The sequence below is a fragment of the Porticoccus sp. genome, assembly GCF_965660005.1.
Lineage (GTDB): Bacteria > Pseudomonadota > Gammaproteobacteria > Pseudomonadales > Porticoccaceae > Porticoccus.
In genome coordinates, this window is the sequence record NZ_CBFHYF010000014.1 from 1 (window position 1) to 22503 (window position 22503).

General features: G+C 54.3%; 25 protein-coding genes, 2 tRNA genes and 1 pseudogene. 23 read left to right on the forward strand and 5 right to left on the reverse strand.

The genetic code is table 11. The features are described from left to right. The 3 genes and pseudogenes from ACTF5G_RS04985 to ACTF5G_RS04995 form a co-directional block, all read right to left on the reverse strand. Positions 1–469: pseudogene (locus ACTF5G_RS04985) on the reverse strand (transposase); the annotation flags it as partial. Between the two features lie 131 nt (positions 470–600). Then, complete coding sequence (locus tag ACTF5G_RS04990; protein ID WP_438951718.1) at positions 601–852, reverse strand: addiction module protein; 252 nt, start codon at positions 850–852, stop codon at positions 601–603. Positions 853–1417: 565 nt separating this feature from the next. Continuing rightward, positions 1418–1504: transfer RNA gene (locus ACTF5G_RS04995), tRNA-Leu, on the reverse strand. Between the two features lie 129 nt (positions 1505–1633). Between ACTF5G_RS04995 and queA the strand changes: the two genes are divergently transcribed. From queA to ACTF5G_RS05020, 5 genes are all read left to right on the forward strand, one after another. Then, positions 1634–2686: a tRNA preQ1(34) S-adenosylmethionine ribosyltransferase-isomerase QueA gene (gene queA, locus ACTF5G_RS05000; protein ID WP_438951753.1), complete on the forward strand. Its 1053-nt coding sequence runs from the start codon at positions 1634–1636 to the stop codon at positions 2684–2686. A gap of 14 nt (positions 2687–2700) precedes the next feature. Beyond that, positions 2701–3810 carry a tRNA guanosine(34) transglycosylase Tgt gene (gene tgt, locus ACTF5G_RS05005; protein WP_438951754.1) on the forward strand — a complete coding sequence of 370 codons (1110 nt, stop codon included), beginning with the start codon at positions 2701–2703 and terminating at the stop codon, positions 3808–3810. Between the two features lie 124 nt (positions 3811–3934). Then, positions 3935–5788, forward strand: coding sequence for a protein translocase subunit SecD (secD, locus tag ACTF5G_RS05010; protein ID WP_438951719.1), 1854 nt, complete (start codon positions 3935–3937; stop codon positions 5786–5788). A 9-nt stretch (positions 5789–5797) separates the two neighbouring features. Next, a complete protein-coding gene (secF, locus tag ACTF5G_RS05015) occupies positions 5798–6721 on the forward strand; it encodes a protein translocase subunit SecF (RefSeq protein WP_438951720.1) in 924 nt (307 codons plus the stop codon). Between the two features lie 155 nt (positions 6722–6876). Continuing rightward, complete coding sequence (locus tag ACTF5G_RS05020; protein ID WP_438951721.1) at positions 6877–7089, forward strand: cold-shock protein; 213 nt, start codon at positions 6877–6879, stop codon at positions 7087–7089. Between the two features lie 127 nt (positions 7090–7216). Here the strand turns inward: ACTF5G_RS05020 and ACTF5G_RS05025 are convergent, their stop codons facing one another. Further along, entirely contained in the window at positions 7217–7798 is a 582-nt protein-coding gene (locus ACTF5G_RS05025) for a transglycosylase SLT domain-containing protein (protein WP_438951722.1), read from the reverse strand. After that, positions 7795–9516, reverse strand: coding sequence for a proline--tRNA ligase (locus ACTF5G_RS05030; RefSeq protein ID WP_438951723.1), 1722 nt, complete (start codon positions 9514–9516; stop codon positions 7795–7797). The genes ACTF5G_RS05025 and ACTF5G_RS05030 overlap by 4 nt, the downstream gene beginning before the upstream one ends. 85 nt (positions 9517–9601) lie before the next feature. Here ACTF5G_RS05030 and ACTF5G_RS05035 point away from each other — a divergent pair, with 85 nt between their 5' ends. The 18 genes from ACTF5G_RS05035 (at position 9602) to ACTF5G_RS05120 (ending at position 22454) form a co-directional block, all read left to right on the forward strand. Continuing rightward, a complete protein-coding gene (locus tag ACTF5G_RS05035; RefSeq protein WP_438951724.1) occupies positions 9602–10039 on the forward strand; it encodes an HIT domain-containing protein in 438 nt (145 codons plus the stop codon). A 134-nt stretch (positions 10040–10173) separates the two neighbouring features. Continuing rightward, positions 10174–10452: an FmdB family zinc ribbon protein gene (locus ACTF5G_RS05040; RefSeq protein WP_438951725.1), complete on the forward strand. Its 279-nt coding sequence runs from the start codon at positions 10174–10176 to the stop codon at positions 10450–10452. Between the two features lie 55 nt (positions 10453–10507). Next, positions 10508–12298, forward strand: a complete 1791-nt coding sequence (gene aspS / locus ACTF5G_RS05045; RefSeq protein ID WP_438951726.1) for an aspartate--tRNA ligase — start codon at positions 10508–10510, stop codon at positions 12296–12298. A gap of 136 nt (positions 12299–12434) precedes the next feature. After that, positions 12435–13181 (forward strand): YebC/PmpR family DNA-binding transcriptional regulator, encoded by a 747-nt coding sequence (locus ACTF5G_RS05050; protein WP_438951727.1) that lies wholly within the window; start codon positions 12435–12437, stop codon positions 13179–13181. 77 nt (positions 13182–13258) lie between these two features. Continuing rightward, the gene (locus ACTF5G_RS05055) at positions 13259–13597 is read left to right on the forward strand and encodes a hypothetical protein (protein WP_438951728.1); all 339 of its coding nucleotides are present in this window, start codon (positions 13259–13261) and stop codon (positions 13595–13597) included. Positions 13598–13738: 141 nt separating this feature from the next. Beyond that, entirely contained in the window at positions 13739–14257 is a 519-nt protein-coding gene (gene ruvC, locus ACTF5G_RS05060; protein WP_438951729.1) for a crossover junction endodeoxyribonuclease RuvC, read from the forward strand. Positions 14258–14302: 45 nt separating this feature from the next. Beyond that, on the forward strand, positions 14303–14905 hold the full coding sequence (gene ruvA / locus ACTF5G_RS05065) for a Holliday junction branch migration protein RuvA (protein ID WP_438951730.1): 603 nt from the start codon (positions 14303–14305) through the stop codon (positions 14903–14905). A gap of 23 nt (positions 14906–14928) precedes the next feature. Further along, positions 14929–15966, forward strand: coding sequence for a Holliday junction branch migration DNA helicase RuvB (ruvB, locus tag ACTF5G_RS05070; RefSeq protein ID WP_438951731.1), 1038 nt, complete (start codon positions 14929–14931; stop codon positions 15964–15966). After that, positions 15963–16364, forward strand: a complete 402-nt coding sequence (gene ybgC / locus ACTF5G_RS05075; protein WP_438951732.1) for a tol-pal system-associated acyl-CoA thioesterase — start codon at positions 15963–15965, stop codon at positions 16362–16364. Before ruvB ends, ybgC begins: the two co-directional genes overlap by 4 nt. 18 nt (positions 16365–16382) lie before the next feature. Next, positions 16383–17057: a protein TolQ gene (gene tolQ / locus ACTF5G_RS05080; protein ID WP_438951755.1), complete on the forward strand. Its 675-nt coding sequence runs from the start codon at positions 16383–16385 to the stop codon at positions 17055–17057. Beyond that, a complete protein-coding gene (tolR, locus tag ACTF5G_RS05085) occupies positions 17057–17494 on the forward strand; it encodes a protein TolR (RefSeq protein ID WP_438951733.1) in 438 nt (145 codons plus the stop codon). The genes tolQ and tolR overlap by 1 nt, the downstream gene beginning before the upstream one ends. Positions 17495–17499: 5 nt before the next feature. Then, complete coding sequence (locus ACTF5G_RS05090) at positions 17500–18231, forward strand: energy transducer TonB (RefSeq protein WP_438951734.1); 732 nt, start codon at positions 17500–17502, stop codon at positions 18229–18231. Between the two features lie 53 nt (positions 18232–18284). Continuing rightward, the gene (tolB, locus tag ACTF5G_RS05095) at positions 18285–19520 is read left to right on the forward strand and encodes a Tol-Pal system beta propeller repeat protein TolB (protein WP_438951756.1); all 1236 of its coding nucleotides are present in this window, start codon (positions 18285–18287) and stop codon (positions 19518–19520) included. Between the two features lie 30 nt (positions 19521–19550). Continuing rightward, on the forward strand, positions 19551–20051 hold the full coding sequence (gene pal / locus ACTF5G_RS05100) for a peptidoglycan-associated lipoprotein Pal (RefSeq protein ID WP_438951735.1): 501 nt from the start codon (positions 19551–19553) through the stop codon (positions 20049–20051). 119 nt (positions 20052–20170) lie between these two features. After that, positions 20171–20920, forward strand: coding sequence for a YbgF trimerization domain-containing protein (locus ACTF5G_RS05105; RefSeq protein ID WP_438951736.1), 750 nt, complete (start codon positions 20171–20173; stop codon positions 20918–20920). 66 nt (positions 20921–20986) lie between these two features. Further along, positions 20987–21637, forward strand: coding sequence for a 7-carboxy-7-deazaguanine synthase QueE (gene queE / locus ACTF5G_RS05110; protein WP_438951737.1), 651 nt, complete (start codon positions 20987–20989; stop codon positions 21635–21637). Beyond that, positions 21638–22330: a 7-cyano-7-deazaguanine synthase QueC gene (gene queC / locus ACTF5G_RS05115; protein ID WP_438951738.1), complete on the forward strand. Its 693-nt coding sequence runs from the start codon at positions 21638–21640 to the stop codon at positions 22328–22330. It abuts the gene before it with no gap. A gap of 48 nt (positions 22331–22378) precedes the next feature. Then, positions 22379–22454: transfer RNA gene (locus tag ACTF5G_RS05120), tRNA-Lys, on the forward strand. Positions 22455–22503 lie beyond the last annotated feature (49 nt).

Below are 22503 nucleotides of genomic sequence, written 5' to 3' on the forward strand. Positions count from 1 at the left end.
TAGAAGGTGGATTTACAGATGTCCAGCCGATCCAGGGTCTTGCGCACCGGCAGATTCGAGTTTTGCACCAGCTGGATAATTTCATGTTTCTCCGCCGCTGAGTACCTCATATACCGACCTCCCCATCCGCGATCACGCTTTTTTTGAGTAGGCGGTTCTCCATACTCGCTTCGGCCAGGGCTTCCTTGAGGGCTGCAGATTCGGATCGCAGGGTCTTCACCTCATCGGTATTGGCTTCACGGGCGGTATCACCTGATAAGCGTTTCTTACCTGCTTCCAGGAAGTCCTTTGACCAGCGGTAGTACACATTGGGGTTAATGCCTTCACGACGGCACAGTTCGGCAATACTGTCTTCGCCTCTAAGGCCTTCCAGTACAATCCGAATCTTCTCTTCGGCAGAATATTTCTTGCGGGTATGTCGGCGAATATCACGAACTGTTTTCTCGGCGCTTCTTTGGTCTGTCATCATCGGTTCCTCTCGGGTTAACGATGAGCCAAAACCATCTCTTAGACAAACAGGCTAGTTAGTCCAACTTCTGCTGACGGGATACACAACTGACTCCAGGAACTCGGCTTCCGCTGCCGGGTGAAAAGAATAGTTCATTTGATGAACGCTCTAGCCTTCCTCATGACATCCTCACCGGACACAGCCTGAACAGAGCCATTATCGAGTTCTTCGCCTCTACGTTGGGCCTCGAGCAACCAATCGGATTTGAGCTCCTCTTCTGACGGAGATTCCAGACTAAGAACGAGTCGCTGGATCAGTTGGACTCGCTCCTCTTTAAGGAGGTGGAGCGCCTCATTTTCAATTTTCTGGAGATTCATGGAAAAGACCTCTCGTTCACTTATCACTCAATTTTGACACGGATGAGTATCAGGTGCCACGACTCGGTTTTTCGCTCTAACGTTTGTATATGGCGCACTCGCGCTTTGCCAAAGCTGATATTCGGCACTTTTTTATAACGGATTGATACAGAATAGAAAATTGAGACATATCCGATTCCCTTCTGAATAAGGCGAGTGTTTCCTGGTATCTAAAATAATAGGATCTCGTTATTTTTTCCCACGAATCTGCAACACGCTGTTTTATTTGGGTCATTTTTCTGAGTGGCAGGATAGCGCGTATTGGCTGAGTATAAGCCGAGAGGGCGATTTAACAACGTCTCGATAGACTGTATACAGAAACAGCCTATCGAGCGCGGATACCTATTTAATTTAGACGATGCTCTAAGCTGGGATGAAACGGCACGGCGGTTATCCTCTGAGGGGTTTTAGTAATGTTGCTGCTGATGGGGTAGGTAGGACAGGTTATCTAGCATCAAGAATGAAGAAATATGAGTAGCCGTCTACTATAGGTCTACTCTTCAAAAATATGGCTTTGGGGCGGCGGGAAGTTCATAAGATGTTGATTTTAAGGTGGTACCAGAGGCCGGACTCGAACCGGCACGCTTTTAAGGGCGGGGGATTTTGAATCCCCTGTGTCTACCAATTTCACCACTCTGGCACAGGGGCGCGATTATAGCAGTGGTCCCCGGAGAAGCAATAGAGCGGTGTTGTCCCGGTTGCCGGGTACACTGGCTCTGGCGGTGGATTTCCATTACCCTTGCGGCCTTTTACAAACCTCCCCAAACGTATGCGCCGAGACCATTTTCATTACCCTCTGCCCGACGAGCTGATTGCCCGTCAGCCCGCTGCCGAACGCTGTGGCAGCCGTCTTCTGGTGGTGAATGGCGTGACGGGAGCGCTGAAGCATCTGCAATTTCCGGCGATCAGTTCGCTGGTGAAACCCGGTGACCTCCTGGTGTTCAATAATACCCGGGTGATTCCGGCCCGTTTGTTTGGCCAGAAAGCTTCCGGCGGCAAGGTGGAAATGCTGGTGGAGCGGCTGATGGACGACCAGCGATTGCTGGCTCATCTGCGGGCCAGCAAATCACCAAAAGCGGGCACCCGGCTTCAGTTCGAAGGCGGAGCGGAGGCCGAGGTGGAAGGTCGCGAGAGCGATCTGTTCCGGCTGCGTTTTCTCGGTGACAGAACAGCGCTGGACATTCTGGAAAACCACGGCCATATGCCTTTGCCGCCCTACATTGATCGCGCCGATGACCCTGCTGACCGGGAACGCTACCAGACGGTGTACGCTGAAAAACCCGGTGCCGTGGCAGCGCCCACGGCGGGGCTGCACTTTGATCGGGCGCTGCTCGACCAGCTTCGCGCAAAGGGGGTGGACTTTGCTTTTGTGACGTTGCATGTGGGGGCGGGGACTTTTCAGCCAGTGCGGGCTGACGATATTCACGACCATCGGATGCACTCAGAGGTGATCGAGGTCTCGGCTGAGGTCTGTCAGCAGGTGCGGGACACCCGAGCCCGGGGTGGTCGGGTTATTGCGGTCGGAACCACCAGCGTACGATGCCTGGAAAGTGCCGCCGCCGATGGCCAGATACAACCGATGACCGGTGAGACCGATATTTTTATCTACCCCGGTTATTCGTTCAAACTGGTGGATGCCCTGCTGACCAATTTCCATCTGCCGGAATCGACGCTGCTGATGCTGGTGAGTGCCTTTTCCGGCTATACACACATGATGAACGCCTACCGGCAGGCAGTGGCGGAGCGCTATCGGTTTTTCAGTTATGGAGATGCCATGTTTTTGACCCGCAATCCCGCCGCCGCAGAGGACATTCCCCAATGAGAAACAGTTGTTTTATGTCCTTTGAGGTGGCGTGCCGCGATGGTGAGGCGCGCCGTGGCAGCATGACCTTTCCCCGCGGTACGGTTGAAACGCCGGCATTTATGCCGGTGGGCACCTGCGGTACCGTCAAGGGTATGTTGCCGAGGGACGTTGAGGCCACTGGTGCCCAGATTCTGCTCGGTAATACCTTTCATTTGATGTTGCGCCCCGGCACAGACGTGGTGATGGAACACGGCGGCTTGCATGAATTCATGCACTGGCCCGGCCCAATCCTGACCGATTCCGGTGGTTTTCAGGTGTTCAGTCTCGGGGCGATCAGCAAGATTTCCGAGCAGGGCGTGGCTTTTCGTTCGCCCATCGATGGCAGTGCCGTATTTCTCGACCCGGAGACATCCATTCGGGTGCAGCAGCAGCTCGGTGCGGATGTGGTGATGATCTTTGATGAGTGCACCCCTTACCCGGCGACCGAACAGCAGGCCCGTGCCTCAATGGAGCTTTCGCAGCGCTGGGCCAAACGCAGCAAGGATGCCCATGGCGACAATCCTTCTGCGCTGTTTGGTATTGTGCAGGGCGGCATGTATGAAAGTCTTCGCGATGCCTCCCTGGCCGGTCTCGAGTCAATCGATTTTGACGGCTACGCGATTGGCGGATTGTCGGTGGGTGAGCCGAAAGAGGACATGTTGCGAATTCTGGATTATCTGCCGCCGAAGATGCCCCCGGGCAAGCCCCGTTATCTGATGGGTGTGGGCAAGCCGCAGGATATTCTCGAAGCCGTGCGGCGGGGTATCGACATGTTTGACTGCGTGATGCCGACTCGCAATGCGCGCAATGGGCATTTGTTCACCAGCGCTGGGGTGGTCAAGATCCGCAACGCGGTGCACCGGCACGATACCCGACCGCTCGATGAGAATTGTGACTGTTACACCTGTCAGAATTTCAGTCGGGCCTATCTGCATCATCTGGAAAAGTGTGGTGAAATACTCGGCGCCCAACTGAACACAATGCATAACCTGCGCTATTACCAGACGTTGATGGCCGATATCCGTCAGGCAATCGCAGAAAGTAGCTTCGATGAATTCGCTGTACGGTTCTATGGCCAGCAGGGTCTGGAGCCACCGGCTTGAGGTTTGCTCATTTGCCCCAATATGTCACGGGTGCCCGATATTTTCCGCCGTTTCTGACAAGGGTGCTGCTTCCACCCTATAATGGTCAGCCTTTTCGTTCAGGACTCAATAAAAGAACAGTGATATGAATCGTTATCCGTTATGGAAATACCTGTTAATTCTCTTTGTCGTCTCTCTGGGCGTCATTTATGCCCTGCCCAACCTGTATGTGCCGGATCCCGCCGTGCAGGTTTCCGGTCAAAGTGGTGCAACCGAAATCGGCCAGCCATTGCTGGATCAGATGGAGCAGGCGCTTCTGGATGAAGGTATCGAGTACTTCGGTGCAGAGAGTACTGGTGAAAGCGCTCTCATTCGTCTGAAAGATAGGGATCAACAGTTACCGGCAAAAAGGGTCATTCAACGGGCTCTCGGTTCCGATTACGTGGTGGCGCTCAACCTTGCACCCACGACGCCGGAGTGGCTTGCTGCGCTGGGGGCACAACCGATGAAACTGGGGCTCGACCTCAGTGGTGGCGTGCATTTCCTGCTCGAGGTCAATATCGATGAAGCCGTTGGCAAGCGTATGGAGTCGGCGGTTCGAGAGATACGCGGTACCATGCGTGAGCAGACACTTCGCTACCATACGGTGAAGCTCGAGGGGGCAACGATTATCAGTAAATTCCGCACTGAAGAAGAGCGGGATGAAGCGAATCAGATTCTCCGTCGCGATTTTCGTGATCTGACCCTGCAGTTCACTACAGAAGACGGGTTATTCACTATCCGCTCCACGATGTCGGAATCTGCAATCCGGGAGGTTGAGGATTATGCCCTGAACCAGAATCTGGTGACCCTTCGAAATCGGGTTAACGAACTGGGCGTATCCGAGCCCATCGTGCAACGCCAGGGCCGAAATCGTGTGATGGTGGAGTTGCCCGGGGTTCAGGACACGGCTGAAGCAAAACGGATTATCGGTAAGACGGCCAATCTGGAATTCCGTCTGGAGGCCGAAGAACAGAACGTGGTCACGGCAGAAAAATTTGAGTTTCTGGATGCCAAATCCCGTTTTCCCGATGCCTGGCTGGAACGGACGGTGGTGATTACCGGTGATCATGTGTCGAACGCGACAGCCTCCTTTGATGAAAACGGGCTGCCCCAGGTGAATATCACGCTGGACATTGACGGCGGTGCCCGTATGCATCGGGTTTCCCGAAAAAATATCGATCGTCGCCTGGGTGTGCTGTTTATCGAGTATAAAACCCGCACGACCTATGCCACCAACGAAGACGGCGAGCAGGTCGCGACGTCCGAGCGCTATGTGGAAAAGAAAATCATCAGTCTGGCCACTATTCGCAGTGCACTGGGCAAAACCTTCCGCATTACCGGTCTGGATAATCCCCGCGAGTCTTCGGAGCTGGCACTGCTACTCCGTGCCGGTGGTCTGGCAGCACCCATGTATTTCGTGGAAGAACGGACCATTGGCCCCTCGCTGGGTGCCGAGAATATTGCCCTGGGGGTGAAGTCGGTCACCATCGGTATGATGGCGGTGCTGCTTTTTATGCTGGTCTACTACCGGATTTTTGGTCTCTTTGCCAATGTGGCGCTCTCCCTCAATCTGGTAATTATGGTCGCTGCGATGTCGTTGCTGGGTGCCACGCTGACCCTGCCGGGTATCGCGGGTATCGTGCTCACGGTGGGGATGGCCGTGGATGCCAACGTACTGATTTTCTCCCGGATCAGGGAGGAGCTGGCCAATGGCCTGCCACCCCAGTCTGCCATCAATGCCGGTTATGACCGGGCGTTTGTCTCGATTCTGGATGCCAATCTGACCACTCTGATCGTGGCGGTGATTCTTTATGCCGTGGGTTCCGGACCGGTGCAGGGTTTTGCCGTCACGCTGTCGATCGGTATTTTGACCTCGATGTTCACCGCAATTCTGGGTACCAGAGCGTTGGTCAATCTGGTCTATGGTGGCCGTACCATTAACAAAGTCTGGATTTAGGAGCTCACCATGACAACGCTACGTGTTATTGATTTCATGGGCCAGCGGAGGTTGGCGGCGATCTTCTCCATTTTATTGGTGCTGGGTTCGCTGGTTTCCCTGTCCGTGAAAGGCATTGTACTGGGTCTCGATTTTACCGGCGGCACCCAGATCGAGGTGGGCTATCCACAACCTGCAGATTTGTCGGTGGTTCGGGCACAGCTCACGGACAGCGGTTTTGAAAATCCTACTGTGATCTACTTTGGTTCCGAGAGCGATGTGCTGATTCGTTTGCAGGGTGAGCCGGCGGCCGGTTTGTCCGATCAGGTATTTGCGGCACTGCAAAATAACACCGACAGTGAAATCGAAATGCGCCGGGTGGATTATGTGGGCCCCCAGGTGGGCGATGAGCTACGTGAGGACGGCGGTCTGGGTATGCTGGCTGCGCTGGCCGTGGTCATGCTCTACGTAGCTATCCGCTTTCAATGCAAGTTTTCCATTGGTGCGGTACTTGCGTTGGCTCACGATGTGATCATTACCCTCGGATTTTTCTCGATCATCGGCTTGGAGTTTGACCTCACAGTATTGGCGGCGGTGCTCGCCGTCATTGGCTATTCCCTGAATGACACAATCGTCGTGTTTGACCGAATACGGGAAAATTTTCGACTATTGAGAACGGCTGAGCCAAAAGAGGTCATTAATGAGTCGCTGACCCAGTCATTGCAGCGCACATTGCTGACCTCGCTGACCACAATTTTTGTACTGGTGGCACTGTTTGTTTTTGGCGGAGAGCTGATCCACAATTTTGCCATTGCACTGATTGTGGGTGTGGTAATCGGTACTTACTCCTCCATCTATGTGGCGTCAAATCTGCTGATGGCTCTGCGTATGACTCGGGAGAATTTGCTGCCGCCCGAGGTGAAAGAGGGTGAAGAGTTTGATGGGCTGCCCTAGGGTTTCTGTCAGGTGGCAAGGAGTTCTGGCGCATGTCAAGGTATTTTTGCTTGCGCGTTTTTGTAAGCCGTTTTAAAGTGGCAATTGCAGGTGTTTAGCTGCCTGTATATTTACACCGCCAACTGAGGTTGGCATTAAGTGCTTACGAGGATGTTATGTCAGATTTAGTTACCGGTACCGTTAAGTGGTTCAATGAAGAAAAAGGGTATGGCTTTCTTGCTCAGGAAGGTGGCAAGGATGTTTTTGTACATTTCAGTGCTATTAACGGTACAGGCCGTCGCACACTCTTTGAAGGGCAGCAGGTTTCTTTCGAAGTGACCGAAGGCCAGAAGGGCCCGCAGGCACAAAACGTTACTGTTATTGCCTAAGGCAAGCGACCGGATTTAACCAATAAAAATGCCAGCGAATGCTGGCATTTTTTGTGTTTTCTTCGCACACGGTATAAAGGGTTTTTGTTTCACATAACCCTGAGGCGCTGTTTTGGTGTTTGTTTTTCTAACGCCAGTAGTCCCAGGCCACCATTACCCTCTCGGGGTACCAGGTTTTCCCGTAGCTGCCGTTATAGCGGGCGAGCGCTTGAGCGAGATTGCCATTTTCCTTGTCCAGGTAATACTTGAGAATCGTACACCCATAACGCAGGTTGGTATCGACATTGATCAGGTTGTCATCCGCGCGCCCGATCTCGTGCTTCCAGAAAGGCATGACCTGCATCATGCCCTGCGCCCCGGCACTGGAAACAGCGTAGGAGTCGAAGTGGCTCTCCACCTGAATGACCGCGAGAACCACTTCCGGTGAGAGTTCTGCCCGGGTGGCGGCCTGGTGAATCTTTCGCAGCAGATTGAGTCGCTCCCTGCTGTCGGGAATGTACCGGGCAAGCTGAGTGGATTTTGCCATCAGCCAGACTTCGGCATCGAAGCGATCTTCAAAGCTGTCAGTCTGTGCTACGGTTTTCTTCAACAGGGCAAGCAGGGCCTGATCAATTTCCTGCTCCTCGCCCCCGGAAGCGGCGCTGAGCCACAGGAGTGCGACGGTCAGCAGCAGCCGCCGTGCGATCCCCGTGCCGATCGATGTGCTCATCCGAGAGCCTGTGCCAGGAATTCGGGCAATTCCGCCACTGCGATGTGGCAGTTCTCACCATTGCGACGGTGGTAGTATTCCACCTGACCCTGTTCAAGTCCGCGGTCCCCCACGACGATTCGGTGGGGAATACCCATTAACTCGATGTCTGCCAGCATGACCCCTAACCTGGCCTTTTCTTCGTCCATTAACAGCACGTCAAAACCCGCTTCCTGCAGATTCAAATACAGTGCTTCGCAGGCCTCACGGACCTGTTCGGACTTGTGCATATTGATCGGCACCACGGCGATCTGGAAGGGGGCCAGCGCATCTGGCCAGACAATGCCTTTTTCATCGTGATTCTGCTCGATGGCCGCGGCCACCACACGACTCACACCGATGCCATAGCAGCCCATCAACATGACCTGCTCCCGGCCTTCCTCATTGAGCACCCGGGCATTCATGGCTTCACTGTATTTGGTGCCCAGCTGAAAAATATGCCCCACTTCAATACCGCGCTTGATCTCCAGCGTGCCCCGGCCATCGGGGCTGGCATCGCCGGGGACTACGTTGCGAATATCCTCGACCTGCTGCAGCGGGCAGTCTCTTTCCCAGTTGACACCGGTTAGATGGTAATCATCACGGTTTGCGCCACAGACAAAATCTGCCAGATGGGCCGCGCTGCGGTCCACAATGGTCGGAATCTTGAGCGCTACCGGGCCGATAGAGCCCACCGAACAGCCAAGCATGTCCTTTATCTGTGATTCACTGGCGAGAGTCAGCGGGGATGCTACGCCCGGCAGCTTTTCGGCCTTGATCGCGTTGAGCTCATGATCGCCCCGCAACACCAGTGCCACCAGTGTGGTGGTGTTCTGGTCGGACTCCCCCAGCACGATCAGGGTCTTTGCCACCTGCTCGGGTGTTACCCCAAGAAACTGGCTGACCTGTTCAATGCTGTGCTGGCCCGGGGTCGCCACTTCCTGTATCTCTGCCGAAGCAGCTGGCCGACTGCCCGCGGGTGCCATCGCCTCGGCCATTTCGACGTTGGCGGCGTAGTCACTGGCATTGGAGAAGGCGATATCGTCTTCACCGGAGGCCGCCAGCACGTGAAATTCGTGGGAGTGGCTGCCGCCGATGCTGCCGGTGTCCGCCAGGACGGGTCTGAAGTCGAGACCGAGGCGGCTGAAGATTGCCGTGTAGGCGGCGTGCATGGCGTCATAGGTCTGTTGCAGACTGGTCTGATCCGTATGGAAGGAGTAGGCATCCTTCATCAGGAATTCCCGTGCCCGCATGATGCCAAAGCGGGGCCGGATTTCGTCACGGAATTTGGTCTGAATCTGATAGAAGTTGGCGGGTAGCTGTTTGTAACTGCGCAGCTGGTTGCGAGCCAGATCGGTAATGACTTCCTCGTGGGTCGGGCCGAGACAGAAGGCGCGGTCGTGGCGATCTTTCATTCTCAAGAGCTCCGGCCCGTATTGTTCCCAGCGACCGGATTCCTGCCAAAGTTCCGCCGGCTGTGTCACCGGCATCAGGACTTCCAGTGCTCCGGCCCGGTTCATTTCTTCGCGGACGATGGCCTCTACCCTGCGCAGTACCCGCAATCCCAGCGGCAGCCAGTTGTAGAGCCCGGCGGCCAGCTTGCGGATCATACCGGCGCGAATCATCAGTTGGTGGCTGATGACTTCGGCATCGGCAGGGGTTTCTTTTTGGGTGGCGATCAGGAACTGGCTGGAGCGCATAGTGGCTTCTTTATCTTGGAGGTTAGTGTAAAAACGGCTATTTTACGGCGGAGCCCGCTTTGGGTACAGAACAAGGGGTTGCTAAATGTTCGAGCTCGATTCTGCGTTGATGGCTGACAGTATAATGATTGGCGACTTTCCGCTGAGCCGGTTGTTGATCCATCGCGATGCCAACTATCCCTGGTTCATTCTGGTGCCCCGAATTGCCGGGGTGACAGAAATTTATCACCTGTCAGAGCAGGATCAGTATCAGCTGATTCGCGAATCCTCCCTGCTGGCGGAGACACTGGTAGCCGTGTTCTCCCCGGACAAGGTCAATATCGCAACCCTGGGCAACCGGGTGCCGCAGCTGCATGTGCATCATATCGCCCGCTATAAAAGCGATGCGGCATGGCCCGACCCCATCTGGGGTAGGGTGCCTGCAAAGACGTATACCGGACAAGTGTTTGCGGGTCGGGTCGATCCGGTTGTCAATGAGCTGGCCAGGGGCGACTTCACTGTCCTGCTGAAGCAGCCCTTTTGATCGGACTTTGATCAGGGTGCTATCCATGGCACGGATTCAGGCTTGATCCAATCTTCTAGCACCCGGGTTACTGGGGTATAATGCGGCGCTTTTATCAGGGGCGTTCTGCCCGGTTTGGAATCAGGGTGTTAGTTATGCCAATTTATGGTTACGAGTGTGCGGCCTGCGGTCATGAGATGGAGGCCCTGCAAAAAATCAGCGACAAACCATTGACGGACTGTCCGGTTTGCCATCAGCCGGAACTGAAAAAACAGTTGACTGCCGCCGGCTTCAGACTGAGCGGCAGTGGCTGGTACGAAACGGATTTCAAAAAAGAGAAAAGAAAGAACCTGGCCGGTGATCAGCCGGTGGAAAGCAAGCCCAAATCCGAAGAAAAGTCGAAAACGGCTGCTGGCCCCACTCCCGCTGCCTGAAAAAATACTATCGGAAGCTCTGCCTGGCTCTATTGAACAACAACGGGAAGACATAATGCGGACAAGTTATTGCGGTGTGCTCGGTGCCGAACACATTGATCAGGAAGTCACTCTGTGTGGTTGGGTGGATCGTCGTCGCGACCACGGGGGCGTTATCTTTGTCGATTTGCGTGATCGTGAAGGGATCGTGCAGGTGGTGTTTGATCCGGATTGCGGCGAGCATTTTGCTCTTGCCGATCGGGTTCGCAGTGAATATGTGCTGCAGGTGACAGGCCGGGTTCGCGCCAGAACCCCTGAAACTGTCAATCCGGAAATGGCCACCGGCCAGATTGAGGTCTATGGCCTGGCCGTACAGATACTCAATGCCTCTGAGACGCCGCCTTTCCCGCTGGATCAGCACAACAAAGTGGGTGAAGAGGTGCGACTCAAATACCGCTACCTGGATCTGCGCCGTCCCGAAATGCTCAGCAATATGCGGTTTCGCTCCAGAGTGACCAATATCATTCGCAATTTTCTCGATCAGCGCGGATTTCTGGATATTGAAACCCCGATTCTGACCCGGGCCACGCCGGAGGGTGCCCGCGATTACCTGGTGCCGAGCCGCACCCACGAAGGCAAGTTTTTTGCGTTGCCGCAGTCACCGCAATTGTTCAAGCAATTGCTGATGGTGTCCGGCGTGGACCGCTACTATCAGGTCGCAAAATGTTTTCGTGACGAAGACCTGCGGGCGGATCGCCAGCCCGAGTTCACGCAGGTGGACGTGGAGATGTCGTTTGTCTCGGAAGCGGAGATCATGGCCATCAATGAGGAGATGATCCGCACAGTTTTTCAGGAAGTGCTGGATGTGGACCTGGGGCATTTCCCCTCCATGCCACACAACGAAGCCATCATGCGCTACGGCAGCGACAAACCGGATTTGCGGATTCCTCTGGAGCTGGTGGAAATCAAGGATCTGATGGCGGGGGTGGATTTCAAGGTGTTTTCCGGACCGGCCAACGATCCAAAGGGCCGCGTCACGGCATTGAAAGTGCCAGGTGGCAACGAGATCAGCCGCAAGCAGATAGATGATTACACCAAGTTTGTCGGTATTTACGGCGCCCGGGGGCTGGCCTACATCAAGGTCAATAACAGGGAAGATCTGGAGGAGGGGCTGCAATCCCCGATCGTCAAGTTTCTGCCACTGGACGTGCGTGCTGCCATGCTCGAGCGCACCGCTGCGGAGAATGGCGACCTGATTTTTTTTGGTGCAGATAACCACCGTATTGTCACCGAAGCATTGGGTGCCCTGCGCTGTAAGCTCGGTGCAGACCTGAACCTCTACACCTGTCAGTGGGCGCCATTGTGGGTAGTAGACTTCCCAATGTTCGAAGAAGACGGGGAGGGCGGTTGGACTTCCTTGCACCACCCGTTCACCCGACCGGCCTGCTGTGTGGAAGCGCTCGAGGCCGATCCGGAAAAAGCCCTGTCGATCGCCTACGATATGGTGTTGAACGGCACGGAGCTGGGCGGTGGTTCAATTCGTATCCACAACCCCGATATGCAGCGTGCCGTGTTCAAGGTGTTGGGTATCAGTGAGGCCGAAGCGGACGAAAAATTCGGTTTTCTGATCGATGCCCTGAAGTTCGGTTGTCCGCCCCACGGTGGGTTGGCGTTTGGCCTGGATCGACTGATCATGTTGATGACCGGTAGTCATTCGATTCGCGATGTGATCGCTTTCCCGAAAACCCAGACAGCCGCTTGTGTCATGACTGACGCCCCGGGTGCCGTGGACAACAAACAACTGCGCGAACTGAACATCCGTTTGAGGGAAAAGCCGGCAAGCGAAAAACCGGTTGAAGAAAGGTAATTGGTTGGCACCTTTTGCCCTGATCTGGTGACGGTTCTGGGTGTCCATAAAATTTGATAAACAATTCAAAGAGCAAGTGACGCAGCTATTTGGTTGCGCAACAGTTTTAGAGGTGCCCCCCTCCTGGGAGAAAAGTATGGCAGGTCACAGTAAATGGGCCAACATTAAACACCGCAAGGCGGCACAGGATGCCAAGCGCGGTAAGGTATTCACGAAACTGATTCGTGAACTGGTTGTGGCTGCAAAATCCGGTGGGCCCATGCCGGAGGACAATCCCCGGCTGCGTGCCGCTGTGGACAAGGCGCTCGGCAATAACATGAAGCGCGACACCATTGATAAAGCCATTGCCCGGGGTGCGGGTGCCGGTGAAGGTGACCACTACGAAGAGGTGACCTACGAGGGTTACGGTGTCGGTGGTATCGCGGTGTTGGTGGATTGTATGACGGATAACCGCAATCGCACGGTTTCCGATGTGCGTCACGCGTTTACGAAACGTGGTGGCAATCTGGGGACGGACGGTTCAGTTGCCTACCTGTTCAAGCGTACCGGCCAAATCAGTTATCCCGCCGGGATTGATGAAGACCGGTTGCTCGAAATTGCCCTGGAGGCAGGGGCAGAGGATGTGGTGACCAATGACGATGGTTCCATGGATGTGCTCACCGCATGGGAGGACTTCACTGCGGTCAAAGAGGACCTGCTGAGTGCCGGCCTTGAACCGGAAAGTGCTGAGGTCACCATGCTGGCTTCGATTACCGTGCCCGTTGATCTGGACGGTGCCGAAAAGCTGCTGGCGCTGGTGGATCATCTGGAAGACCTGGATGATGTGCAGAATGTATTTACCAATGCGGATATTCCTGCGTCGGTGATGGCTGAGCTCGGCTGATAGTCAGTCGGGTCAGAGAGTAAACCCGGGAGTATCCCGATATTGTTAACAGAACGAGTAATCACAGGAGAGACAGGATGAAAGTACTTAAGAAAACTGACCAGTACACCATTTATCAAAAACGCTCAGGTCGCTATGCCGTTGAAGGTACCGACAAGAAGATTATTAATGGTGACGAAAAAGTCAGCATTCTGGTTGCCGCGGGTGTCGTCAAACAGGCCGTTGTCAAGCCGGCGCCGGTAGAGGCTGTTGTTGAAGAAACGGCTGTTGAAGCGGCAGCCGAAGCTCCCGCTGACGAGGCCCCCGCGGAAGAAGCATCTGTTACAGAAGAAGCTCCTGCTATAGAAGAAGCCACGGCAGAAGAGGTGGTGGCTGAGGTTGATTCCGGTGAATCGACGGATGAAGAAACCAAATAAAGACGGTTGCTTTGTGAATGCAAAAAGGCGGCTGGCAACAGCCGCCTTTTTTAGTGGGAATAGTGTCAACGGAGCAGCTGGGTCTTGTTTTTTTAAGCGATTAGGATACTGTGACAATATACAGTATTTCTGGTGCTTCCCATGACACTGATTCTCGGTATCGACCCCGGTTCAAGAAAAACCGGTTTTGGCCTTGTCAACGCCGTTGGTTCCAGCGCCGAGTATGTTGCCAGTGGCATTATTCGCCTGCCGGACGGGGCACTTCCGGATCGTCTCAAGGTGATCTTTGAGAGCCTTTCCAGCATTATCGAAGAGCATCGCCCTGAGGCGATGGCCATTGAGGATGTTTTTTTTGCCCGTGACCCCAGGGCCGCACTGAAGCTCGGGCAGGCCCGTGGTGCGGCGATTGTGGCGGGTGTTGCTGCGGGCTTGTCAGTGGCCGAATATGCGGCGCGGTCGGTCAAACAGTCGGTGGTCGGCAGTGGTGCGGCTGGCAAAGAGCAGGTGCAGCACATGGTCACACGGTTATTGAAGTTGCCTTCGGCACCCTCTGAGGATGCCGCAGACGCGCTTGCAGTGGCGCTCTGCCACGCGCAAACAATCCGTACAACGGCCGGACTGCCTCCCGATGTTCGTTATGCGAGGGGGCGGTATAAATGATATGGCGAGTACTATGATGGCTGTTGTGAAGAGAGGGCGCGCAGGGTGATCGGAAGAATTCACGGCACATTGCTGGAGCGCAAGGCACCGGAACTGCTAATTGATGTGCAGGGGATTGGCTACGAAGTGCTAGTCTCTCTCAATACATTTTTTGATTTGCCGGTGCCAGGCCAGACGGTGACACTCCACACGCACTTTGTGGTGCGGGAGGATGTGCAGCAACTGTACGGTTTTGCCGATACCGTCGAGCGCGAGTTATTCCGCAGCCTGATCAAAGTAAGCGGCGTGGGGCCAAAAATGGCGCTGGCAATTTTATCCGGCATGACGGCAGCTGACTTTGTTCATTCGGTACAGCATAACGATACCGCCACGCTGGTTCGCTTGCCCGGTGTGGGCAAAAAAACCGCCGAGCGACTGATTGTGGAAATGCGCGACCGCCTCAACCAGTTCACCGCCGGTTCAACTGAATCCGCAGTCACTGGTCCGGCAGGACGGCAAACCGATACGGTCCAGGAAGCCGAGAGTGCATTGATCGCCCTGGGTTACAAACCCCAGGAGGCAGCCCGGATGATAACGGCTGTAGTCAGCGAAGGACAATCCAGTCAGGAATTGATTCGTCTTGCTCTCAAAAGCATGGTTAAAAGCTAGCCTGTGCAAGATATACTGCGCCCATGATTGAGAACGATCGCCTGATTTCTCCCGAAGCTTCCGTCCAGGAAGAGCGCTTCGACCCTGCGATTCGCCCCCTGAGTCTGGCCGACTACGTCGGGCAGCAGGCGGTTCGTGAACAGATGGAAATATTTATCGGTGCCGCGCGCAGGCGCGGCGAGCCGCTGGACCATACACTGGTGTTTGGCCCTCCCGGTCTAGGCAAGACCACACTGGCCCATATCATTGCCAATGAAATGGGCGTAGATTTAAAAACCACCTCCGGTCCGGTGCTGGAAAAAGCCGGTGATCTGGCAGCCCTGATGACCAATCTGGAGCCGGGTGATGTGCTGTTCATTGACGAGATTCATCGTCTCAGTCCGGTGGTGGAAGAAGTGATTTATCCGGCCATGGAAGACTACCAACTGGACATCATGATTGGTGAGGGGCCGGCTGCCCGCTCGATCAAGCTCGACCTGCCACCCTTTACACTCGTCGGCGCAACGACCAGGGCGGGGCTGCTCACCTCGCCATTGCGGGATCGCTTTGGCATCGTGCAGCGCCTTGAGTTTTATTCGGTGGACGAGTTGAGCACGATTGTATCCCGGTCTGCGGATATTCTCGGAGTGGCCATGGGGCCGCAGGGTGCTCTGGAAATTGCCCGCCGTGCGAGGGGTACCCCCAGAATCGCCAATCGGCTGTTGCGCCGGGTCAGGGACTACGCCGAAATTAAAGCGGATGGCAAGATCAGCGCGGCGGTGGCTGACCAGGCGCTGAATATGCTCAATGTGGATGCCAACGGCTTTGATCATATGGATCGCCGACTGATGCTGACCATCATGCAGAAGTTTGATGGGGGCCCGGTGGGGTTGGACAGCCTGGCTGCCGCGATCAGTGAAGAGCGGGGCACGATCGAGGATGTGCTGGAACCGTTCCTGATTCAACAGGGCTATTTGATGAGAACCCCTCGGGGTCGAATGGTGACGCGCCTCGCCTACCAGCATTTCGGCCTGAAAAGTCCGCAACAAATTGACCAACAACTGGATTTCATGGAGAAATGACCAAAGAATATTGTCTACCGATCCGCGTCTATGTGGAAGACACCGACGCGGGCGGAATTGTCTACTATGCCAATTATCTGAAGTACCTTGAACGCAGCCGTACTGAACTGATCCGATCGCTGGGTTATGACAAGCCGGCGCTGTTTGAGGGCATGCAATTTGTGGTCTGTTCGGTGGAACTGAAGTACCGGCAACCGGCAATATTGGATGACCAGATTGTGGCCACGGCCAGACTGGTCGACGTGAGCAGAACGTCATTCACTATCGCGCAAAGGGTGCTGAGGGGTGAACAGCTTTTGGTCGAAGGGGTTGTCAAAGTGGCCTGTATCAACCATCAAACCAAACGACCCACGGCCATTCCGGCCAAGATGTTTCAGACATTACAAGCCGCTATTTAACACGAGAACAGGAGTTACCTGGTGACCGAACAATTATCACTCTGGAGTCTGATTGCCGATGCATCCCTGCTGGTGCAATTTGTCATGGCGCTGTTGTTTTTTGCTTCGATCATTTCCTGGGTGATGATAGTCCAGCGCGGGCTTTACCTGAGAAATGCAGGAATTAATCTGCGTAAATTTGAGGACAATTTCTGGTCCGGGGTCGACCTGAACCAGCTCTATTCTGAGATTGGTGCCAAGGGTGCTGCCGAAGGTCTGGCAAGTGTATTTCGCGCCGGTTTCCGCGAGTTCAACCGTCTGGCCCAACAGACCAACGTTGATGCCGATACGGTGATCGAAGGCACCGAACGGTCCATGCGAATCGCCCTGTCCCGAGAGGAGGAACGGCTCAATCGCAATCTGCCCTTTCTGGCCAGTGTTGCATCGGTCAGTCCCTATATCGGTTTGTTTGGTACCGTCTGGGGAATCATGAATTCCTTTCGCGGTTTGGCAACGGTGCAGCAGGCCACTCTGGCTACGGTTGCGCCGGGCATTTCGGAAGCATTGATCGCCACGGCCATGGGCTTGTTTGCCGCGATTCCGGCGGTGCTGGCCTACAACCGCTATTCAGCTTCGGCGGATAGTATCTACAGCGGTTACCAAACCTTTGCCGAGGAGTTTTCCAGCATTCTGCATCGTCGGGTACACGGTTAATGGCTATCAGGACTCCCAAGCAAAAACGGCGTCTGGTGGCTGAAATCAATGTGGTGCCATACATTGATGTGATGCTGGTATTGCTGATTGTCTTTATGGTGACGGCTCCCATGTTGATGCAGGGGGTCAAGGTGGAGCTGCCGCAGGCACCGTCGGCACCGCTTGATGACAAGGACCTGGAGCCGCTTATTGTTTCTGTAAAGGCCGACGGGACCTACTATCTGGATATCGGCAACGGCAAGAATGTTGAAGAACCGCTTACTTCGATTATAGAAAAAGTGCAGAAAGTGATGGGCGTACAGCCCAAGACCCCCGTGCTGGTCTGGGGTGATGCAAAAGTGGATTATGGCACCGTGGTCAGGCTGATGAGCGAATTGCAGAATGCCGGTGCGCCGTCTGTCGGGTTGGTCACTGAGCCGCCGCCGGGGAAAAACTAACTACCGTGTTTTCCGGCAAAGCCTCTTCGTTTACCGTTGCCGTTGTGGTGAGTCTGCTATTGCATGCTTTCATGGTGGCGTTATTGGTGGTGCATTGGGAACCGGAAAAGAAACAACGAAAAATTACCCAGCCAAAATATGTTCAGGCAACATTGCTCAAGCTGGAAGAAAAAGCCAAACCAAAGCCCAAGCCTCCAGTGCCCAAGGCGGCACCCAAGCCAGCTCCGAAGCCGGTTTCAAAACCCGCCCCAAAGCCGGCGCCGAAACCGGTGCCCAAGCCAACCCCCAAGCCTGCGCCGAAACCCGAGCCCAAACCGGAGCCCAAACCGGAGCCTAAACCGGAACCCAAGCCGACAGTAGACAAGCAGCAGCTTGAACAGGCACTGGCCAGCGCCCTGGCCGAGGAGGAGGCATTTTTGGCGGCCGCGAACGATGAGGAACTGGCGAGCAGTTATGCGGATTATATTTTTGAGCGCGTGGCCGCCAACTGGAGTCGGCCTCCCAGTGCCCGTCGGGATATGGAGGTTGAGTTGCTGGTGCAACTGGTGCCAACGGGCCAGGTGATTAGTGTTGTCGTTACCAACTCCAGCGGCAATGCGGCATTTGATCGCTCTGCTGAGCAGGCAGTGCTTAAAGTGGGCAGATTTGAAAAATTGCAGGAATTGCCACCGAAGGTATTCGAGGCGTATTTTCGTAAATTGCCATTAGTTTTCAGGCCAGATGATTTGAGGTTATGACAGTGAGGAAAACCGGGTTTTTATTGAGTATATATGTATTGCTGACGTGCTGGATGTCATCCGCCCTGGCTGAGTTCACGATCGAAATTACTCAGGGTGTCGACAATCCGACCCGTATCGCCATTTCGCCAATAACGCTTGGTGGGAAGGCACTGCCCGAAGACATCAGTAAAATTGTTTCGGCGGATCTGGATCGCAGCGGTTTGTTCAGCTCGATCCCCCGGCAAAACATGTTGTCATTTCCCGCCCGTGAGAGTGATGTCTACTTCCGTGACTGGCGTATTCTCGGTACGGAATATCTGGTTGTAGGAGACGTGGCTCAGCAAGCCGGGAGCTATAAGGTGACGTTCAGTCTTATGGAGGTGGCCGGGGGACGGAAGCTGTTTACCAAAGCGGTGGATGGTCAGGCTGCACAATTGCGCGATATGGCACACTATATCAGCGACCAGATATACGAGACCATCACTGGCATTCCCGGCGCATTCTCCACCCGCATTGCTTACGTGAGTGCTGTTCCCCAGAACGGGAAGATGTCATTCCGCCTGATGGTGTCAGATGCGGATGGGGCAAGAGAGCGTTTGTTGCTGGAGTCGAAGCAGCCGATCATGTCGCCGGCCTGGTCTCCCGATGCCAGGGAGTTGGTGTATGTGTCTTTTGAAACCGGCAGACCGGCTATTTTTCGTCAAAATCTGGCCACGGCAGCCCGCGAACAGTTGACCAATTTTCGAGGTCTCAACGGCGCACCTGCCTGGTCACCCGATGGTCGAAAGCTGGCTCTGGTGTTGTCAAAAGACGGCAATCCGGAAATTTATACACTTGATCTGACCACGCGACAATTTACCCGGGTGACCACGCATTTTGCGATTGATACTGAACCAAACTGGATGCCGGACGGAAAATCGCTGGTTTTTACCTCAGATAGGGGCGGAGCGCCACAAATTTACAAGTTAATCATTGCCAGCGGGCAGGTAGAACGCTTAACCTTCGCAGGGTCATACAATGCCAGACCAAGACTTGCTCCTGATGGTCGCACTTTAGTGATGGTGCACCGCAATAACGGTGACTTCCATATTGCATCACAGGACCTGGTTACGGGTGATCTGAGAGTTTTAACACAAACGTATCTGGATGAATCCCCGACAGTTGCCCCAAATGGTGCTATGTTGATTTATGCCACCAAGCAAGGCAGCAAGGGAGTACTGGCAGCTGTTTCGCTGGATCAGGGTGTGAAATTTTTACTGCCAGCAACTGTCGGCGATGTCCGAGAGCCTGCCTGGTCACCAAAATAAACAAGCTACATTTAGTTACAGGAGAAAGAAATGAAAAATCAGCTGCTCAGGTATGGCGCTTTAGTTACCGTCGTGATGGCGCTATTGTCGGGCTGTTCCTCGACCGGTAGTGATACGGACACTGCAGGTACATCAGTGCCAAGCAGCCAAGTGTCTACAGGTTCAGTATCGACTGGCGGTGTTACTGCCACGACACTGGGTACTGACGCTGCTGTACCGCGGGTATTCTACTTTGAGTTTGATCGCGCTGTTCTCAATGCCGAATCTACCGCTGCGTTGCGCCTCCATGCAGAATGGCTGCGTGCCAATCCAGTCAATGTTCGTCTGGAAGGTCATGCTGATGAGCGTGGAACCCGTGAATACAACATGGCGCTGGGTGAACGTCGCGCCAATGCCGTTCGCGATTTCCTGGTTTCCGAGGGTGTGAATGGCAGTCTGCTGGAAGTGATCAGCTATGGTGAGGAAAGCCCCGCTTCCCTGGACAGCAATGAAACTTCCTGGGCGCTGAACCGTCGTGTGGAAATGAAGTGATCGCGTCCTAGACGCCTTTGCTGTTTTTAGCATACGTCCGGTGTTGACGCACCGGACCTATTGTTTTTTTTAGTGTTATCTCGTCTATACGTCTCTTGTCATCGGTAGAGGATATATCCATGCGTGTGACTGCAGTTGGTATTCTTCTTTTCTCCGTGTTGCCTGGTGCAATTTTTGCTGCTGCTCCGGTCTCTGAACTGGGTCGGCAATCGCAAGATGCATATCCCAGTGTGGTTCCTGTCCCAACTGCCGAACCTGCTCAGACACCCGGCTTTAATGGGGGTGCTCAATACCAGATGCAAATGTTGCAGGAGGAAGTTCGTACACTGCGCGGTATGGTGGAGGAGTTGAATCACGAAATTCGCCAGTTAAAGGCCCGTCAGCTGGATGACTATATGGATATTGATCGGCGGCTCAGTGCCATTGCTACCGGAGATTCGCCGGTTGCCCCGCCAGTAAATCAGACTGTCAGCCCTGCTGTTGATAGCACAAGTTCCGGTACGGATGAAGCCAATCACTACGACAACGCCTACAGTCAGCTAAAAGCGGGTAAGACCGAAGCGGCGATTGCTCTTTTCAAAACACATATCACCGATTATCCCGGTGGCAAACTGGTGGCCAACGCGTATTACTGGCTGGGTGAAATTTACTTGCTGCAAAATGATCTCGATGCTGCCCGTCAGGCATTTACTGTGGTGGTCGAGGAGTATCCCGCTAACCGTAAAGCCTCTGATGCCGCCTTTAAGCTCGGTCAGGTGTATTTCCTGATGGGCGATAAAGTGAAGGCCAAATCCCTGCTGGAGGCCTCTGCTGCAGGCGATGATAACGCGGCGACCCTGGCAAAACGTTATCTCGACCAGCACTTTTAAGCAGACGTCGTCCTGATTTGATGGATTTCGGTTAAACTGCCGCATTTATGATATGCAGTGTCCCCAATGGATCAAACGTCGGTTCGTATTACTGAAATTTTTTATTCTCTCCAGGGCGAGTCATCCACGGTCGGCCTCCCGACAGTTTTTGTTCGACTGACGGGCTGTCCGTTGCGTTGTCAGTATTGCGACACAGAATATGCCTTCTACGGCGGTGAACGCCGCCCAATCGAGCAAATCCTGGAGGAGGTGAGTACATTTAAAGCTTCCCGAGTGTGTGTCACCGGTGGCGAACCGCTGGCCCAGAAATCCTGCCTGCCTTTGTTGACAGCGCTTTGTGATAAAGGGTATCAAGTGAGCCTGGAAACAGCGGGCGCTTTATCCATCGCAGAGGTGGATCCTCGAGTGACCAACGTGATGGATCTGAAAACCCCCGCCTCTGGCGAGGTGAATCGCAATCTGTATGAAAATATTGCTTACCTGAAACCCTCTGATCAAATCAAGTTTGTGATTTGTGACAGGCAGGACTATGAATGGGCCCGAATGAAGCTCGATGAGTTCGATCTGCCGGGTTGCGTCACCGACATTCTTTTCTCCCCCAGTTTCGGCCAGCAGGATGCCACCGAGCTTGCTGAGTGGGTGTTGAAGGACAGATTGCCGGTCAGGTTCCAGCTGCAATTGCACAAACTGTTGTGGAAAGACGTCCCGGGACACTGAATGACTTTTAACGAAAATAACAAGGCTGTGGTGCTGGTATCCGGTGGCCTGGACTCAACGACAGTGCTTGCTTTGGCAAAAAGTCAGGGATTTCGATGCTTTACCCTCAGCTTTGATTACGGGCAGCGTGCTCAGGCGGAACTGGTTGCCGCCCAGCGTTGCTCTGGGCAGCTGGGTGCCGAAGAGCACAAGGTCATCAAACTGGATCTGAGGGCGATTGGTGGTTCTGCGCTGACCGATGACCGTATCGATGTGCCGGAGGAGCAGACCAGCGGTATCCCCGTGACTTACGTGCCGGCCCGCAATACAGTATTTCTCTCCATTGCGCTTGGCTGGGCAGAGGTGCTGGGCGCTCAGGATATCTTTATTGGTGTGAATGCGGTGGATTACTCCGGTTATCCTGACTGCCGTCCCGATTACATCGAAGCCTTTGAAAAAATGGCCAATCTCGCGACCAAGTCAGGCATTGAGGGGCATTACCTGCGTATCAATAAACCACTGATCAATCTGACCAAGGCAGAAATTATCCTTCAGGGGACGCTGGCGGGGGTCGACTATGCGGAAACTGTCTCCTGCTATCAGGCGGACGAGCGGGGTTTTGCCTGTGGCCGATGTGATAGCTGCCGTTTGAGAAAATCGGGATTTCAGGAAGCCGGGTTACCAGATCCCACCCGTTATATCGGTACAGAATAAATACTTGATTTTTGACGCCCCATAAGTAAGATATGCGCCTCTTCCGAGGGGTCGTTAGCTCAGTTGGTAGAGCAGTTGGCTTTTAACCAATTGGTCGCTGGTTCGAATCCAGCACGACCCACCAATATTACTGATACAACGTCAAAGAGAGGATATTATAGGCACTCGTAGCT

Excerpts from the sequence above, each read along its gene's own strand:
- queA (WP_438951753.1), top strand. The coding sequence starts at position 1,634 with ATGCGCCGAGACCATTTTCATTACCCTCTGCCCGACGAGCTGATTGCC.
- tgt (WP_438951754.1), top strand. The coding sequence starts at position 2,701 with ATGTCCTTTGAGGTGGCGTGCCGCGATGGTGAGGCGCGCCGTGGCAGC.
- secD (WP_438951719.1), top strand. The coding sequence starts at position 3,935 with ATGAATCGTTATCCGTTATGGAAATACCTGTTAATTCTCTTTGTCGTC.
- secF (WP_438951720.1), top strand. The coding sequence starts at position 5,798 with ATGACAACGCTACGTGTTATTGATTTCATGGGCCAGCGGAGGTTGGCG.
- ACTF5G_RS05020 (WP_438951721.1), top strand. The coding sequence starts at position 6,877 with ATGTCAGATTTAGTTACCGGTACCGTTAAGTGGTTCAATGAAGAAAAA.
- ACTF5G_RS05025 (WP_438951722.1), bottom strand. The coding sequence starts at position 7,798 with ATGAGCACATCGATCGGCACGGGGATCGCACGGCGGCTGCTGCTGACC.
- ACTF5G_RS05030 (WP_438951723.1), bottom strand. The coding sequence starts at position 9,516 with ATGCGCTCCAGCCAGTTCCTGATCGCCACCCAAAAAGAAACCCCTGCC.
- ACTF5G_RS05035 (WP_438951724.1), top strand. The coding sequence starts at position 9,602 with ATGTTCGAGCTCGATTCTGCGTTGATGGCTGACAGTATAATGATTGGC.
- ACTF5G_RS05040 (WP_438951725.1), top strand. The coding sequence starts at position 10,174 with ATGCCAATTTATGGTTACGAGTGTGCGGCCTGCGGTCATGAGATGGAG.
- aspS (WP_438951726.1), top strand. The coding sequence starts at position 10,508 with ATGCGGACAAGTTATTGCGGTGTGCTCGGTGCCGAACACATTGATCAG.
- ACTF5G_RS05050 (WP_438951727.1), top strand. The coding sequence starts at position 12,435 with ATGGCAGGTCACAGTAAATGGGCCAACATTAAACACCGCAAGGCGGCA.
- ACTF5G_RS05055 (WP_438951728.1), top strand. The coding sequence starts at position 13,259 with ATGAAAGTACTTAAGAAAACTGACCAGTACACCATTTATCAAAAACGC.
- ruvC (WP_438951729.1), top strand. The coding sequence starts at position 13,739 with ATGACACTGATTCTCGGTATCGACCCCGGTTCAAGAAAAACCGGTTTT.
- ruvB (WP_438951731.1), top strand. The coding sequence starts at position 14,929 with ATGATTGAGAACGATCGCCTGATTTCTCCCGAAGCTTCCGTCCAGGAA.
- ybgC (WP_438951732.1), top strand. The coding sequence starts at position 15,963 with ATGACCAAAGAATATTGTCTACCGATCCGCGTCTATGTGGAAGACACC.
- tolR (WP_438951733.1), top strand. The coding sequence starts at position 17,057 with ATGGCTATCAGGACTCCCAAGCAAAAACGGCGTCTGGTGGCTGAAATC.
- tolB (WP_438951756.1), top strand. The coding sequence starts at position 18,285 with ATGTCATCCGCCCTGGCTGAGTTCACGATCGAAATTACTCAGGGTGTC.
- pal (WP_438951735.1), top strand. The coding sequence starts at position 19,551 with ATGAAAAATCAGCTGCTCAGGTATGGCGCTTTAGTTACCGTCGTGATG.
- ACTF5G_RS05105 (WP_438951736.1), top strand. The coding sequence starts at position 20,171 with ATGCGTGTGACTGCAGTTGGTATTCTTCTTTTCTCCGTGTTGCCTGGT.
- queE (WP_438951737.1), top strand. The coding sequence starts at position 20,987 with ATGGATCAAACGTCGGTTCGTATTACTGAAATTTTTTATTCTCTCCAG.
- queC (WP_438951738.1), top strand. The coding sequence starts at position 21,638 with ATGACTTTTAACGAAAATAACAAGGCTGTGGTGCTGGTATCCGGTGGC.